Genomic DNA, 14,762 nt, shown 5'->3' with positions numbered 1-14,762 from the left:
GGCAATATAAAAAGGTGTACGAAAGTATACCTTTTTTATTATGGTTGGCATGTTTTTTTTACTTTTGTAGAATTCTAAAAAAAATCTGAAAAATGGAATCCTATACGGAAAGAATACTGATTACAGGTGCCTTGGGACAAATTGGTACCGAATTAACGAACAGACTTGTTGAAATCCACGGAGCGGAAAACGTAGTTGCCTCAGGATTGGACAGATGGCAGGAGGGAATTACCTCTGCCGGACACTATGAAAGAATGGATGTTACCAATACCCAATTGGTAAGACAGGTGATCAAAGATTACGATATTACGACAGTGTATCACCTTGCTTCGCTTTTATCCGGGACTTCGGAAAAGCAGCCAATTTTTGCGTGGAAGCTAAATCTTGAACCACTGCTTCATTTTTGTGAAATGGCGAAAGAAGGACTTCTTAAAAAGATCTTCTGGCCAAGTTCAATCGCTGTATTTGGAAAAGGAATTCCTAAGCATGACGTAGGACAGGATGTGGTGCTGAACCCAACAACCGTTTACGGAATCTCCAAAATGGCAGGGGAGAAGTGGTGTGAGTACTATTTCGATAAATATGGTGTGGATGTAAGAAGTATCAGATATCCAGGATTGATCTCATGGAAGACTCCTGCGGGAGGAGGAACAACCGACTATGCCGTTGAGATTTTCTACAAAGCAATTGAAGACGGAAAGTATACAAGTTTCATTTCGGAGAATACAGGAATGCCGATGTTGTATATGGATGATGCTATCAATGCAACCCTGAAATTGATGGAGGCTCCTAAAGAAAGTTTAACGGTTCGTTCTTCTTATAATTTGGGCGGAATGTCATTTACTCCAAAAGAACTGGCGGAAGAAATCACAAAAGAAATTCCGGATTTTACGATCGATTATAACCCGGATTTCAGACAGGCAATTGCAGATTCATGGCCGGCATCAATTGACGATTCCGTAGCTAAAAAAGACTGGGGTCTGACGTATGATTTCGGAATTTCTGAGATGACAAAAGATATGATTAAGAACCTAAAGGTAAAATTAGCAAAGGATTAATAATATAAAGTAATACTTTAATTAAAAATATCTTTAACGTCTGATTTTTAATATTTTATAGAATTTACATAAATTTTAATTTAAATGGTATTATTGACTTTTAACATCACTTGTATTGAAGCTGGAGTAAAAAACGGCTCTCAAATTTCTGATGAAGAGCGATTAAAAATCACTGAAGATAATACCAGAGCGATTCTGAGAATTTTAGATATTCATGATGTCAAATCAAGTTTTTTTGTAGAGGTTTCTCTTACTGAAAAACTTCATCATTTAATAAAAGCAATTTCATCCAAAGGGCATGAAATTGCTTTTTATAACAAAGGTTCAAATCCTGAAGAAATTGAAAATGCCAAGAAGAATATTCAGGATCTTCTGGAAAAACAAATCAGAGGAATCCGTCAGAAAGACATAAAGGTTTCTCACGAAATGTTAAAGATGATGGAATTCAATTATGTCTCCAATATTGATAATGCCAATATTCTTTTTCCTTTCAAAAGGCTTAAAAGAGATACTGAAATTATAGAGGAGGATGGGCTGAGTATTGTTCCGGAAAGTATCTCTCCGTACAGCCAGCTTCCCTATAATGATTTTGTATTTCAGATTCTGCCGATGAAGTACTATCAGAATATGGTACTGGAAACTTTGCAGAATGAAGAATTTGTGCTGATCTACCTGAACACATGGCAGTTTACGGATTTCAAGAAATACCGTTTTGATATTCCATTTTACCGAAGCTTATTTTCGGGCAAAAAAATGGAGGACAAACTAGATGCCCTCCTTACTTTTCTTAACGATAGGGAAATGGCTACTTCCCGTATGAAAGATTATATTTTTTAGGTTGCAGGTTATAGGTTGCAGATATTAGGTGTTAGGTAGCAGCTAATAGGTTAAAGGGATTAGGGAGAGCTATTTCACATGTTCAACAATACTCAATTTCTAAACCTCTAACATTAAACTTTAAACATTAAACATTAAACATTAAACTTTGAACTTTGAACTTTGAACTTCACTAGCTCAACTCAAAAAGCGTAATCTCCGGCAATACACCTACTCTTCCCGGATAGCCCAATACTCCGAATCCTCTGTTGACATACAGTAGTTTTCCTTCACTTTCGTATAAATCGGCCCATTTTGGGTATTTATATTGTACGGGTGACCATTTGACATTCTTAAGATCCAGCCCAAACTGCATCCCGTGCGTGTGTCCCGAAAGTGTCAGGTGAATGTTTGCAGGGTGCTTTTTTACTACATAATCAAAGTGGGTAGGGTCGTGGCTCATTAAAATCTTAGTGGCAGATTCCGGTACGCCTTGTAAAGCATCATCAATCTTTCCGAATTGTGGGAATGGCTTCAATCCCCAGTTATCAACCCCAAGAATATATAGTTTTTCTCCGTTTTTTTCAATGACTCTGTGTTCATTTCTCAGCATATCAAATCCGGCTTGCTTTTCATAATCAATCAATGTATCAAGGTTTTCTTGTTTAGCTGCAGGTGATTCCCAGCTTACATAATCTCCGTAATCGTGGTTTCCCAATACCGCAAACTTGCCGTCTTTAGCCTGGATTTTTGAAAATAAGGGAATAAAAGGTTTGAATTCATCAGCAACGTTATTCACCATATCCCCGGTAAATAATACCAGGTCTGGCTTCTGCTCATTAATCAGCTCAATGGCATGCTCTAATTTGCCGGGATCAGAGAAACTTCCGCTGTGGACATCAGAAATCTGGATGATTTTATAGCCTTTAAAGCTTTTCGGAAGGTTGGCGAAATTCACTCTTACCCTTCTTACCTTATGTCTGTACTTTCCAAATGTAATCCCGTCTATGAAAAGAGCGGAAAGAAGGCCGCTCATTCCCAATCCAACCAGACTCAGGAACTTTCTTCTTTCCGGGAAGAAGTTTTCCGATGGCTTGGCGAAACCGATCAGGTAACCACCCGTTCGGACAATATCATCAATCAATAAAAATAACACGATAAAGATCTTTGGAAGAATGAAGATTAAAAATAACGAAATCATGATCTGAGCTCTTACCATACTTCTGTCTGATCTTTGGTAGTGGGTAACTTCATACGCGAAAATTCCATACACAACTAAAGATATGACCCAGTATCCGATTCTGATCCAGAAATTATCGGTAAGTGTTCTGACGGCCTGATAAATATACACTTCCAGAAAAAGGAAGATTGCGGCGATGATTAAAAAATTCTTTTGCATGTTCTGATCAAAAAAAAGCACAAAGAATAAACTTCCCTGTGCTTTTATATTTTTAATGGTTTAAATATTACTTTTTAGGAAATCTATAAACGATAGCATTGATGTTCATTCCGGCACCTACCGAAGTCATTACAATGTTACCATTATCTTTAAACGATTGACCCTCCATTTTTCCTTTAATTATTAAATCGTACATAGTAGGAATTGTTGCTACAGAAGTGTTTCCGAAATCCTGAATAGTCATAGGAGAGATGGCATGATCGTATTCTTTCACGTCATAAAGCTTATGAAGTCTTTCAATCATTGCATAATCCATTTTAGCATTAGCCTGGTGGATTAAGATTTTGTCTATATCTTCAATAGAAAGACCGGCATCAGTAATGGTATCCTTGATGGCAACCGGTACATTTTTTAGAGCGTATTCGTAGATTTTTCTTCCTAACATTCTTACATACAGACGTTTCTGATCTACTTCTTTATTGATGGAAGGAGCGTTTTCAAGATAGTTTAATTCCGGTCCGTTATCACAAATTGTGTTGTGGGCAATAATTCCAACATTCTCTTCATCCGTAGCTTTTACCACTACAGCTCCGGCACCGTCTGCAAAGATCATTCTGTTTCTGTCATGCGGATCTGTTACTCTGCTTAAAGTTTCTCCTCCGATAACAAGAATGGTTTTGGCTACTTTAGCTTTAATAAGGTTATCTGCCAAAATCATTGCTTCTACCCATCCCGGGCATCCGAAAAGCATATCGTAGGTTACGCATTTTCTGTTTTTGATTCCCAGTTTATTCTTCACTCTCGCTGCCATTGTAGGCATAAAATCAGCATATCCGTGTTCAGTAACTTCCCCGAAATTGCTTGCATAAATAATATAATCCAGGTCTTCGCCGTCTACTTTTGCGTCCTCAAGGGCAATTTTTGCAGCTTCATAACCGATTTGTGAGTTGGAAAGATCATCCTCAATGAATCTCCTGTTTTCGATTTCTGTAATCTCTACAAATTTCGCAATGGTCTCTTCCACAGGCTTTTCAATCTTTACCCCGTCTTCAGTGTAAAACTCGGAATTCATGAAGTAATCTCTACCAATAACTCTGTTCGGAATATAACATCCAGAGCCAATAATGATCGTATTCGGCATTCGTTTATATGATTTTTTTAAAGATGCAAAGTTAATAATTAATATTAATAACGGAGAATTAAAAATATTATTAAATTTGCAAAAATTGTACTTTACAATCTATGAAAAACAACTCGTCCTTAAAAGGCTTACTTATTGCAGCTGTGGCGTTTATCGTTGCCTTTGGGATCTACTTCCTTTTTTTAGCCAAGAAGAATTATTATGTTGTAGATAATCCTACCCCGAATACGTATTATTTTAAGATCAATAACGGATCTGAAGGAATTATTTCTGCGGGGCAGTATGTGCATGTGGATTTGAATAAAGGGAAAAACTCTATTCAGGTTTTTGATCAGAACAAGAAAATGCTTTACGATTCAGCATTTGAAGTGAATAAACTTCGCGGTCTGATTAATATTACCCATCAGGATTACTACGTAAATGATCAGTATTACGGATATAATCTTAAAAAAGATTCGTTGCTGGCTAACCTTGATAAAACGGTTATCGACGGAAAGGATTATTACGGAGGAGCAAGACGCTTCAATAAGCTTTACACAGAAGATTTTTATTACAATGTAGATGAAGACTATGACAAAGTGATCAAAAACATCCAGAAAGTGGAATCGCGATCCAAAATCTTCAGAAAGCAGGATTACCTAAATTATTACAAAGAATATTACAAGTTTTAAGTTTTGACAAAAGATATCACCAAAGTTACTCCCTACAATTCAGAGGCTACCAAAAAGAGCCAGGTAGAGGATATGTTCGACAACATTGCACCGAAGTATGACCTTCTGAACCATGTTTTATCCATGAAAATTGACGTTTTATGGAGAAATAAACTGGTAAAATGGATGAAAAATGATAATCCGCAGGAAGTGCTGGATGTGGCTACAGGAACAGGAGATCTGGCAATTACTATTGAAAAAGGAACCGGTTCTAAAGTAGTTGGATTAGATTTATCACAACAAATGCTGAATGTTGGCGTTATTAAAATAAAAAAACTTAAATTAGACGGCAAAATTTCCATGCAAAAAGGAGATGCAGAAAATTTACCCTTCGAGGACAATAGATTTGATGCTGTTTCCGTTGCATTTGGAGTAAGGAATTTTGAAAACCTTACCAAAGGTTTGGCAGAGTTAAGAAGAGTAGTTAAAGATAACAAAAGTGTTTATATACTGGAGTTTTCAAAGGTTGAGGGTTTCATGGGACCATTTTATATGTTTTATTTCAAAAATATATTGCCTGCCATCGGCAGATTGGTTTCTAAGGATAATAGGGCGTACACATACCTTCCGGATTCTGTAAATGCTTTTCCTTTCGGGGAGAAGATGAAGCAAATTCTTTTAGATACGGGATTTAAGAAAGTTGAATATAAAAAATTAAGTTTAGGTATAGCCACAATTTATAAAGCAACAAAGTAACCTATGAATAAATTTCTATTAAAAGCACTGGTTTTAACCTCAGTAAATGTTGCCGTTTTTGCAAACGCGCAATTCAGAACCCGAAACAGAATGGACAAGTTGGAAGATTTCGACGAACAGAAATTCAGTTGGGGGTTTTATTTGAACGGGAACAGACTGGATTACCGCATTGTTTTACATCCGAAATACGGGATGAATGATAATGAAAACCTTGTTACCTCTAAGGAAAGCTATAGTTTCGGTGCCGGGCTTATTGCAAAATGGAGACTGAATGACTATCTTGACGTGAGAATAGAACCAGGTTTACAGTTTGCACAAAGACAGTTGACTTTTAATACTCAATCCAATGACATATATGCAGGGGGATCTTTAACGAATGATCCTTTTATGCCATTCCCTTTACAGGAAAAGGATAAAGTAAGAGAAATTAAATCTACGTTGATCGATATTCCGGTACTTTTGGAGCTTCACGGCCAGAGATGGTACAACTCAAGACCTTATGTTGCAGCAGGGGTGAATTACGTTGTAAACCTTCAGTCTAATGCAACTTCTACAGACGACAACATGCAGGGAATCTACAGATCTACTACGCACAACTTTGCATGGTCTGCAGAAATGGGAATCCAGTTTTATTTCAACAAATTTAAACTGACTCCTGCCGTAAGAGGAACATTCTTCATGAACAATGAAAAAGTGGCGGATAACGCTACTACACCTCCTTACTGGTCATCTGCAATCTCTACATTGCAGACAAGAGCAGTAATGTTCGTTCTGAAATTTGAATAAAAAATATTTCAATGAAAAATACACAGGAGGTGCGCTGGCACCTCCTTTTTTATTGTTATATCAAAATATAGAGTGTTTTATTTTTGTTAGTGTTATTATTTTTTTATTTTTGCTTTTAGTTAGAATATACAAACCTGAAATGCTTCAAGATTTAGAAAACAATTTTTCAGAATTAGAGAGAAAGATTTCGACTCTGCAAAAGAACTATAAAAATCTTACGGAAAATTTAAAAGAATTAAGTATTGAGCATGAAGAGTTGAAGAAGAAATATGATGAGGAAAGAAGAAAGAATCAGGTATTAGCAGAAGAACAAAAAAATATAAAACTTTATTCAGCAATATCAGGAAATCCTGAACACAATAGGTTAATGAAAAACCATATCAACAGATTGGTAAAAGAAATTGATTTCTGTATTGCTCAGCTTCAAAACAGTGGATTATAATGGAGATAAGGAGAATAACCGTCAACATTGCAGGAAGAGTGTATCCGCTGAACGTACCGGCAGCAGAGGAAGAAACTTTGCGTAAAGTAGGGAAGCAGATCGAGAATATGATTAAAGATTTTGAACAAAACTTCGATGTAAGAGATAAACAGGATGCTTTGGCAATGTGTGCCCTTAAACTGGGAACCAATGCGGAAGTAGTTTCTCTGAACTACGAAAAAAATATTAATTCTACCAACGAAAGGTTAAAGCAGATTAATCAGTCGTTGAATGAAATCGGGAAATAGATTTTTTTTCCTGAAAATTACTGCCTACAATAATTCTAACACATTAAAGGTAAACTCAACGCTAAACAATTACCGAACAAATGTCCATTGAATGGCGTGCCGGGCTTCCGGATTACAGACAGTGGAAATCAGTTCAAATCGTGTTGATTAGGAGTTTACTCTCAATCTCTGGATTATTGTGGGCTTTTTTTATTGAACAAGGATATGAATACAATTAAAACTCAATATAAATTATGATAGAAGTTATAGTCGGTGTTGTTTGTTTGGTAATCGGAGCTGTCGTGGGAATGTTTTTTTCCAGAAGTTCTCTGAATACTAAAGCAAAATTCATCATAGATGATGCCAAGAAAAATGCCGAAAACCTTATAGAAAAAGCTAATGTACAGGCTGAATCCATAAAGAAAGAAAAGAATCTTCAGGCTAAAGAAAAATTCCTGGAACTGAAATCACAGCATGACGCTGATATTCAGTCCCGCGAAAAGAAAATGCAGGAAGTTGAGAAAAGAATCAAAGACAAGGAACACAAGCTGAATGACGAGCTTAGCAAGACTGGGAAGCTTGAAAAAGATCTAGACAGACAGATTGCAGATTATGCCAAGAAGAACGAAATTCTGGATAGAAAACAGCAGGAATTAGATACGGCTACTGCCAAGAAAGTAGAAATACTTGAAAAAATCTCTAATTACACCGCTGAGGAAGCTAAAGCAGAATTGGTAGAAACCATGAGAGCAGAGGCCAAAACAAGAGCACAGGCACATGTTCAGAGCATCATGGAAGAAGCTCAGATGAATGCTAAAAACGAAGCGAGAAAGATCGTTATCCAGACAATCCAGAGAATCGGAACGGAGCAGGCAATCGAAAATTCAGTATCCGTTTTCAACATCGAGTCTGATGAAGTAAAAGGTAGAATTATCGGTAGGGAAGGTAGAAATATCCGTGCTTTGGAAGCTGTAACCGGAGTAGAAATTATCGTTGATGATACTCCTGAAGCTATTCTTCTTTCATGCTTTGATCCGGTAAGAAGAGAAATTGCAAGACTATCCCTTCACAGATTGGTAACCGATGGTAGAATTCACCCGGCAAGAATCGAAGAAGTGGTAGAAAAAACAAGAAAGCAGATTGAGGAGGAAATCATTGAAGTAGGGAAGAGAACCATCATTGATTTAGGAATCCACGGATTACACCCTGAACTGATCAAAATCGTAGGTAGAATGAAATACCGTTCTTCTTACGGACAAAACTTACTACAGCACTCGAGAGAAGTAGCCAACATTGCTGCAACGATGGCTGCTGAATTAGGATTAAACGTAAAATTAGCAAAAAGAGCAGGTCTTTTACACGATATCGGTAAAGTTCCTGAGCAGGAATCAGAATTACCACACGCCCTTTTAGGAATGCAGTGGGCTGAGAAATACGGTGAAAACCCTGAAGTTGTAAACGCAATCGGAGCTCACCACGACGAAATTGAAATGAAATCGTTATTATCTCCGATCATTCAGGTTGCCGATGCGATCTCAGGAGCAAGACCGGGAGCAAGAAGACAGGTATTGGAGTCTTACATCCAGAGATTAAAAGATCTTGAATCTGCAGCATTAAGCTTCGATGGAGTATCCAGTGCTTATGCCATCCAGGCGGGTAGAGAATTGAGAGTAATGGTAGAGAGCGGAAAAGTAAATGACGAAGTAGCGTCTCAGCTATCTTACGACATCTCTGAGAAAATCCAGAATGAACTGACTTATCCGGGGCAGGTAAAAGTAACAGTAATCAGAGAAACGAGAGCTGTCAATATTGCCAGATAATAATCAGAAAAAGATATTTGATAAAAACCTTTCAAGAAATTGAAAGGTTTTTTATTTTTATCAAAACTTAAAAATGCAAGAACTGTCCCTGTCTTCAAAACTGAAGTACATTTTCTCTATTCCCGTTATTATCTCCGCCCTTGGCTATTTTGTAGATATCTATGACCTTCTTTTATTCGGTATCGTTAGAATACCCAGTTTAAAAGCTTTGGGGCTTAATCCGGATGCGGACGGAACTTTTATTCTGAACTGTCAGATGGTAGGCCTTCTTATCGGAGGGGTGTTCTGGGGAATTTTTGGCGATAAGAAAGGAAGGCTTTCCGTACTTTTTGGATCCATTTTAGTGTATTCTTTAGCCAATATTGCCTGTGGTTTTCTGCCTTATTTTCCGAAAGAGCATTTGGTATACCAATATGCCGGCTTAAGGTTTATTGCAGGTATAGGACTTGCCGGAGAGCTTGGAGCCGGAATTACACTGGTTTCTGAAAGTCTGCCGAAGAATTTAAGAGCCATCGGGACTTCGGTTGTTGCCGGTTTCGGATTAATGGGGGCCGTTGTAGCTCAGCTAACTGTAGAGCTGGCCGGAGGATGGAATATTTCTTACATTATCGGTGGGATCATGGGAATTATGTTATTGATACTGAGAATAAGCGTATCGGAATCCGGAATTTATAAGAATCTTGAGCATAAAAACATCTCCAAAGGAAACTTTCTCTCCTTTTTCACCAATAAAGACAGACTGATAAGATATTTAAAATGCATTGCAGTGGGATTACCTACGTGGTATTGCATAGGGATTCTGGCTGTTTTAGCCAATCAGTTTGCCCCTGAATTAGGAATAAAGGATATCAACCCCGGAAAAGCCATTATGTGGGCTTATGTAGGTATTTCTGTCGGTGACCTGTTGAGTGGTTTTATTTCCCATGCTTTAAAATCCCGTAAAATGGCCATCTTTTATATGCTGATCTTTACGCTGATCGGGGTGGTAATTATGTTATTCGGAAATACCAACACGGAAACCAGATATTACCTGTTTTGTGTATGGCTGGGATTTGGAACAGGATACTGGGCTATGTTTGTAACGTTGGCAGCAGAACAGTTCGGAACGAATATCAGAAATACGGCAACAACTACCGTTCCTAACATGGTAAGAGGGTTGGTGCCGGTAATGATATTTGCTTTTGATTCTCTTAAAGGACATTTCCCGGTTGTGGAAAGTGCTGCCATAGTAGGAGTGGTGGTATTCGGGCTGGCATTTTATTCTTCACTTACCATTTCAGAAACCCACGACAGAGATCTTGAATTTACGGAATAATTTAACTTGTTTAATAAATAACATAGTGCTATTCCTTATTTTGAACATAATAATAGGGTTATTATCAATAAATTATTCAATTTTACATTAATTTTTGTTGCGAGTATTTAATATTTGTTTAACTTTGAAAGGTAACTAAAACTATATTTTTAATCAAACTAAATCTCATGAACATTATGAAAAACGCTAAAAAATTAAGAAAACAGGATCTGAAAAACATTACCGGAGGAATAAGCGGAAATCCTGATTTATCACTTTGCGGATGCAGCTGCTCAGGAGCAGTAACCGGACCTTGGTATTGTGTACAATATATTGGCTGTCCACAAGTTTATACTTGCGGGGAGATCTAAGAAATTATTTCAATTAGAAATAAACATTTCCACATTTAATATGCAGAACCCTTTTGATTTCAAAAGGGTTCTGCTCTTTTAACGGATGATGTAAAGAAGGCTGCCGATGCTTATCGTTATCCATAGGATAATTGCCATTACCAAAGGTTTTAATCCGATTGATTTTAGTGTTTGAACAGAAAGGGTAGAACCAATCAAAAATAAAGTCAGATTCAGACCGGATTTTGCCAGAACAGTAATCGAAGTACTGAATCGGTCAAGAAAGGGGAAATAAGTATTCAAAAGGATTGCTGCAATGAAATATCCAATAAACCAGGGAATCTTTATTTTGGAATCTTTACTTTTAAAAATAAACATGGTGATCAGTGAAACAGGAATAATCCATAAAGCACGAGCCAGTTTTACTGTGGTGGCTATTTTCAAAGCTTCATCTCCATATTTACTGGCGGCACCCACTACAGAACTTGTGTCATGAATTCCCACGGCACACCAAAGCCCAAACTGCTCCTGTGAAAGATTCAGCAGGTGTCCTATTGCAGGGTATACAAACAAGGCAACCGAATTTAAGGTAAAAACAATAGCCAGTGCAAGAGAAATTTGTTTTGTATTGGGTTTAATGATTGGGGAAACAGCAGCAATAGCACTCCCGCCACAAATAGCAGTTCCTGCGGAGAGAAGATAAGATAAAGGCCTTTCCAGTTTAAATATTTTTCCAAGAAAATATCCTAAAACCATAACAGTGACAATACTTACAACAGTCAGCATCAAGCCTGTTTTACCGGCATGAAGCGCTTCATCAAGCTTCAGCCCGAATCCAAGACCTACAATTGAAATCTGCAGCAGTAAATGAATATATTGATGAAGATGTTTTTCAAAAGGATTTCCGATAAAGACAACCAGGAAAAAACCCAGCGCCAGGGCAATTGGAGAAGATATAAAGGGAGTAAGGCATAATACAGCCAAAACAATAAAAAATACTTTCCTTGTTATTTCATTTTGAATGAAATCTTTCATAATGCGAACTTTTAAAATGAGCATCAAAAGTCCGGAAAATAGTATTACAAAGTAAATCGTATTTTGTTATATTGAATAACTAAAAGTTATATCTTTGCTTATTGCTTATTGCTTATTGCTTATTGCTTATTGCTTATTGCTTATTGCCTGTTATTCTGCAAACCTCAAAAAAAGTTTGATCAGTTCAGATTGTTCTCCTTTAGGCAGGATAAAATGAAAATCTCTTTCGATACTGAAATTTTTAATATCAATCACTGTAAGGATGTTGTTTTTAAGTTCGTTAAGAATAGTGCTGATGGAAAGAAATGCCAAACATTCAGAGTGAAGAAGGTAATTTTTAATACTTTCACTGCTTCCCAGCTGTATGACAGTATTCAATTCATGGATATTAATTTCCTTTTCTTTAAGCCTGTTTTGGATAAATTCCAGTGTCCCGGAACCCTGTTCCCTGAAGATAAGATCCAGCTGATAAAGATCTTTTAAGCTTAATGTTTTATGGGCAAGAGGGTGATCTGACTTTGCGGCCAGTACAATCTCATCGGGCTTAAAAGTTTTATATTCAAAATAAGAAGACTGTGATTCTCCTTCAATAATGCCCAGATCAATTTTCTCCTCTTTTAAAAGGGTTGAGATGGTTTCTGTATTTCCTGTCAGCAATTCAATCTTAATATCTTTATAATACGAATTGAATTTGGCTAAAATCTCCGGTAAAATATACTGTGCAACGGTTGTACTCGCCCCGATAATCAGTTTTCCCTTATGCTGCTGACTGATCTGGCTGATCTCAAATTCCATGTCACGGTAGATATTTCTGATCTTTTCGGCATGTTCAAACAGAATTTTTCCGCTTTGAGTCAGTTGGATAGAAGTTCCTTTACGATCAAATAATTTGGCTCCTATTTGAATTTCAATCTCTTTAATATGCTTGGTAACGGCAGGCTGGGAAATGTGAAGCTCCTCTGAAGCCTTCGTGAAACTTAATCGGGTAGCCACCGTATGGAAAACTTTTAATCTGTAATCGAACATGGGGTAAAATTACGAATTATAGTTGGAAACGGGAAGTGGAGTGAGTTTGAGAGTGGGAGGGTTTGAGGGTAATGAGATGCGTGTTGCGAGTTTCGGGGTTTTGGAGTCTGACGATTTGAGAGATTTGGGATTCGGGATTCGGGTTTCGTGGTGCGGGATTCGGGATTTCAAGTTTGGTTTTTAAGTTTGAGGGATTTTGGGCTCAAGATGTTATAAGTGAAGAACTGAGAATTAATAAAAACCAGCATCCCGCATCCGGCAACAAAATAAACAAATAATTGTGACCCCGCACTTCGCATCCCGTAACTCGTAACCCGCACCCCGCATCTCGAAACCCTTTATAAAAAATCCGAAACAGACTTGTCCTGCTGACTTTCATATCTTCTGTTTTTTGCTTCTCCGATTTTCTGTCTGGAATAAATACTGTTATGTCCTGAAAGAAGATAAGAAACGACACACGCAATAGCTACATAAACACCGCATTCTGCCCCGAATAATTCAATTCCCATCAGCATACAGGCTAAAGGCGTATTGGTGGCTCCTGCAAATACCGCTACAAACCCCATTCCTGCTAATAATCCGAAGGGTAAAGGAATGAATAGTGACAGAGCGCTGCCTAAGGTAGCACCAATGAAGAACAAAGGTGTCACTTCTCCACCTTTGAATCCGGCCGAAAGCGTAACAATGGTAAAAATCATTTTTAGAGCAAAATCATACAGTGGAAGCTGCTTATCAAAAGATTCCACAATTACAGGAACTCCCAGTCCTATATAACGGGTTGTTCCCATTGCAAAAACGGCAAGTGCTATAATAATTCCTCCCACTACTGGACGAAGTGGAGGATATTTGATTTTTGATTTAAAATGAGAGCCCATCCAGTGGATGATTTTACTGAATGCAGCAGCGCAGATTCCAAAAGCTATTCCTGCCAGAATGCTGTATAGAATTGGTAAGAACTCAAGTTTAGGAATATAATCAATATGGTAATGGGTATGTTTTACATTCCAGAGATTGGTAGCCCAGTCTGCCAGAATTGCAGAAGCAAATGCCGGAAAGATTGCATTGTAACGAATCCTTCCGATCAGAAAAACTTCAAGACCAAAAACGGCTCCTGCCAGCGGTGTTCCGAAAACGGAGCCAAATCCGGCAGCAATAGCAGCAATAATTAATATTTTTCTTTCATTTCGGTCAAGTTTAAAAGGCCTGGTGAGCTGATCCGCGATGGCTCCCGCCATCTGAAGAGCTGTTCCTTCACGGCCGGCAGAACCTCCAAAGAAATGCGTTGCAATTGTTCCCAGATACACAAAAGGAGCCATTTTAAATGGAATAATTCCCTTGGGTTCATGGATGGTATCGATCAACAGATTATTTCCAGCCTCCACATCTTTTCCGAAATAATAATAAAGAAGCCCTATCAGAAATCCTGCAGCAGGAAGTAAAGCAATCAGCCAGAGATGATTTTCTCTGAAGTGTGTTGCCCATTCTAAAGATTGAAGAAATCCTGCAGATGCGGTTCCTACCAATGCACCAATGATGATACTGATACACAGCCATTTTAAAATATAAGGAATTGCCGGAAATTTTCTGAAGAAAAAACGAGTATGAAAAACTGCTTTTTTACCTGGTGTTCTTTGACTTTTTGACATAATAATCCTGATTAGTTATTTGTTAATAATCTTTTAATCAGGCGTCATCAGCTTTTATAAAGCGGTTGGGTAAGGAAGAACACCATTTCCTTTTGAGGGTACAAATATATGAATTATGGTAAAAAGATAAAAGATAAAAGATAAAAGATAAAAGATAAAAGATAAAAGATAAAAGATAAAAGATAAAAGATAAAAGATAAAAGATCTTATTGTTAAAATTCAATAGGGGTGAGCTTTAGCCCAGCCAAATAAATTTTAAATCCCATTGGCTTTAGAT

At 37.5% G+C, this 14,762-nt stretch carries 16 protein-coding genes and 1 riboswitch; of the genes, 11 read left to right on the top strand and 5 right to left on the bottom strand.

Features of this window, described 5'->3' with window-relative positions:
- Positions 1 to 92 precede the first annotated feature (92 nt).
- Together LIV57_RS19435 and LIV57_RS19430 are read left to right on the top strand one after the other, a co-directional pair.
- Positions 93 to 1,058, top strand: a complete 966-nt coding sequence (locus LIV57_RS19435; RefSeq protein ID WP_110009408.1) for an NAD-dependent epimerase/dehydratase family protein — start codon at positions 93 to 95, stop codon at positions 1,056 to 1,058.
- 84 nt (positions 1,059 to 1,142) lie between these two features.
- Positions 1,143 to 1,895, top strand: coding sequence for a polysaccharide deacetylase (locus LIV57_RS19430; protein ID WP_227943925.1), 753 nt, complete (start codon positions 1,143 to 1,145; stop codon positions 1,893 to 1,895).
- 172 nt (positions 1,896 to 2,067) lie between these two features.
- On the opposite strand, the gene LIV57_RS19425 is transcribed toward LIV57_RS19430, so the two are convergent.
- Together LIV57_RS19425 and LIV57_RS19420 are read right to left on the bottom strand one after the other, a co-directional pair.
- Positions 2,068 to 3,273, bottom strand: coding sequence for a metallophosphoesterase (locus LIV57_RS19425; RefSeq protein ID WP_227943924.1), 1,206 nt, complete (start codon positions 3,271 to 3,273; stop codon positions 2,068 to 2,070).
- Between the two features lie 67 nt (positions 3,274 to 3,340).
- A complete protein-coding gene (locus LIV57_RS19420; RefSeq protein WP_227943923.1) occupies positions 3,341 to 4,414 on the bottom strand; it encodes a 3-oxoacyl-ACP synthase III family protein in 1,074 nt (357 codons plus the stop codon).
- A gap of 101 nt (positions 4,415 to 4,515) precedes the next feature.
- On the opposite strand from LIV57_RS19420, the gene LIV57_RS19415 reads away from it, so the two are divergent.
- The 8 genes from LIV57_RS19415 to LIV57_RS19380 all read left to right on the top strand — a co-directional run bounded on the left by LIV57_RS19415 (position 4,516) and on the right by LIV57_RS19380 (position 10,799).
- Positions 4,516 to 5,085, top strand: a complete 570-nt coding sequence (locus LIV57_RS19415; protein WP_034695976.1) for a hypothetical protein — start codon at positions 4,516 to 4,518, stop codon at positions 5,083 to 5,085.
- Positions 5,086 to 5,088: 3 nt separating this feature from the next.
- Positions 5,089 to 5,820 (top strand): bifunctional demethylmenaquinone methyltransferase/2-methoxy-6-polyprenyl-1,4-benzoquinol methylase UbiE, encoded by a 732-nt coding sequence (gene ubiE, locus LIV57_RS19410; protein WP_002980528.1) that lies wholly within the window; start codon positions 5,089 to 5,091, stop codon positions 5,818 to 5,820.
- A 3-nt stretch (positions 5,821 to 5,823) separates the two neighbouring features.
- A complete protein-coding gene (locus LIV57_RS19405; RefSeq protein WP_110009404.1) occupies positions 5,824 to 6,606 on the top strand; it encodes a porin family protein in 783 nt (260 codons plus the stop codon).
- The gene (locus LIV57_RS19400; RefSeq protein ID WP_227943922.1) at positions 6,599 to 7,048 is read left to right on the top strand and encodes a FlxA-like family protein; all 450 of its coding nucleotides are present in this window, start codon (positions 6,599 to 6,601) and stop codon (positions 7,046 to 7,048) included. The genes LIV57_RS19405 and LIV57_RS19400 overlap by 8 nt, the downstream gene beginning before the upstream one ends.
- Complete coding sequence (locus tag LIV57_RS19395) at positions 7,048 to 7,335, top strand: cell division protein ZapA (RefSeq protein ID WP_110009403.1); 288 nt, start codon at positions 7,048 to 7,050, stop codon at positions 7,333 to 7,335. The genes LIV57_RS19400 and LIV57_RS19395 overlap by 1 nt, the downstream gene beginning before the upstream one ends.
- A 233-nt stretch (positions 7,336 to 7,568) precedes the next feature.
- On the top strand, positions 7,569 to 9,134 hold the full coding sequence (gene rny, locus LIV57_RS19390) for a ribonuclease Y (RefSeq protein WP_171006220.1): 1,566 nt from the start codon (positions 7,569 to 7,571) through the stop codon (positions 9,132 to 9,134).
- Between the two features lie 73 nt (positions 9,135 to 9,207).
- Positions 9,208 to 10,449 carry an MFS transporter gene (locus LIV57_RS19385; RefSeq protein ID WP_227943921.1) on the top strand — a complete coding sequence of 414 codons (1,242 nt, stop codon included), beginning with the start codon at positions 9,208 to 9,210 and terminating at the stop codon, positions 10,447 to 10,449.
- 167 nt (positions 10,450 to 10,616) lie between these two features.
- Positions 10,617 to 10,799 (top strand): hypothetical protein, encoded by a 183-nt coding sequence (locus tag LIV57_RS19380; RefSeq protein WP_110009396.1) that lies wholly within the window; start codon positions 10,617 to 10,619, stop codon positions 10,797 to 10,799.
- A 78-nt stretch (positions 10,800 to 10,877) separates the two neighbouring features.
- On the opposite strand, the gene LIV57_RS19375 is transcribed toward LIV57_RS19380, so the two are convergent.
- Both LIV57_RS19375 and LIV57_RS19370 read right to left on the bottom strand, forming a co-directional pair.
- Entirely contained in the window at positions 10,878 to 11,813 is a 936-nt protein-coding gene (locus LIV57_RS19375; protein ID WP_227943920.1) for a YeiH family protein, read from the bottom strand.
- 150 nt (positions 11,814 to 11,963) lie between these two features.
- A complete protein-coding gene (locus LIV57_RS19370) occupies positions 11,964 to 12,839 on the bottom strand; it encodes a LysR family transcriptional regulator (RefSeq protein WP_227943919.1) in 876 nt (291 codons plus the stop codon).
- A gap of 22 nt (positions 12,840 to 12,861) precedes the next feature.
- Between LIV57_RS19370 and LIV57_RS19365 the strand changes: the two genes are divergently transcribed.
- Positions 12,862 to 13,023, top strand: coding sequence for a hypothetical protein (locus LIV57_RS19365; RefSeq protein ID WP_227943918.1), 162 nt, complete (start codon positions 12,862 to 12,864; stop codon positions 13,021 to 13,023).
- 154 nt (positions 13,024 to 13,177) lie between these two features.
- On the opposite strand, the gene LIV57_RS19360 is transcribed toward LIV57_RS19365, so the two are convergent.
- On the bottom strand, positions 13,178 to 14,485 hold the full coding sequence (locus LIV57_RS19360) for a voltage-gated chloride channel family protein (RefSeq protein ID WP_227943917.1): 1,308 nt from the start codon (positions 14,483 to 14,485) through the stop codon (positions 13,178 to 13,180).
- Positions 14,486 to 14,516: 31 nt separating this feature from the next.
- Positions 14,517 to 14,584: riboswitch (Fluoride riboswitch) on the bottom strand.
- Positions 14,585 to 14,762: the final 178 nt, after the last annotated feature.

Origin of the sequence: Chryseobacterium sp. X308, assembly GCF_020733145.1 — a bacterium.
Taxonomy (GTDB): Bacteria; Bacteroidota; Bacteroidia; order Flavobacteriales; family Weeksellaceae; genus Chryseobacterium; species Chryseobacterium cupriresistens.
This window is presented reverse-complemented; position numbering and strand designations above follow the sequence as displayed.

Excerpts from the sequence above, each read along its gene's own strand:
- LIV57_RS19420 (WP_227943923.1), bottom strand. The coding sequence starts at position 4,414 with ATGCCGAATACGATCATTATTGGCTCTGGATGTTATATTCCGAACAGA.
- LIV57_RS19385 (WP_227943921.1), top strand. The coding sequence starts at position 9,208 with ATGCAAGAACTGTCCCTGTCTTCAAAACTGAAGTACATTTTCTCTATT.
- LIV57_RS19405 (WP_110009404.1), top strand. The coding sequence starts at position 5,824 with ATGAATAAATTTCTATTAAAAGCACTGGTTTTAACCTCAGTAAATGTT.
- LIV57_RS19395 (WP_110009403.1), top strand. The coding sequence starts at position 7,048 with ATGGAGATAAGGAGAATAACCGTCAACATTGCAGGAAGAGTGTATCCG.
- rny (WP_171006220.1), top strand. The coding sequence starts at position 7,569 with ATGATAGAAGTTATAGTCGGTGTTGTTTGTTTGGTAATCGGAGCTGTC.
- LIV57_RS19380 (WP_110009396.1), top strand. The coding sequence starts at position 10,617 with ATGAACATTATGAAAAACGCTAAAAAATTAAGAAAACAGGATCTGAAA.
- LIV57_RS19360 (WP_227943917.1), bottom strand. The coding sequence starts at position 14,485 with ATGTCAAAAAGTCAAAGAACACCAGGTAAAAAAGCAGTTTTTCATACT.
- LIV57_RS19435 (WP_110009408.1), top strand. The coding sequence starts at position 93 with ATGGAATCCTATACGGAAAGAATACTGATTACAGGTGCCTTGGGACAA.
- LIV57_RS19370 (WP_227943919.1), bottom strand. The coding sequence starts at position 12,839 with ATGTTCGATTACAGATTAAAAGTTTTCCATACGGTGGCTACCCGATTA.
- LIV57_RS19430 (WP_227943925.1), top strand. The coding sequence starts at position 1,143 with ATGGTATTATTGACTTTTAACATCACTTGTATTGAAGCTGGAGTAAAA.
- LIV57_RS19425 (WP_227943924.1), bottom strand. The coding sequence starts at position 3,273 with ATGCAAAAGAATTTTTTAATCATCGCCGCAATCTTCCTTTTTCTGGAA.
- LIV57_RS19415 (WP_034695976.1), top strand. The coding sequence starts at position 4,516 with ATGAAAAACAACTCGTCCTTAAAAGGCTTACTTATTGCAGCTGTGGCG.
- LIV57_RS19375 (WP_227943920.1), bottom strand. The coding sequence starts at position 11,813 with ATGAAAGATTTCATTCAAAATGAAATAACAAGGAAAGTATTTTTTATT.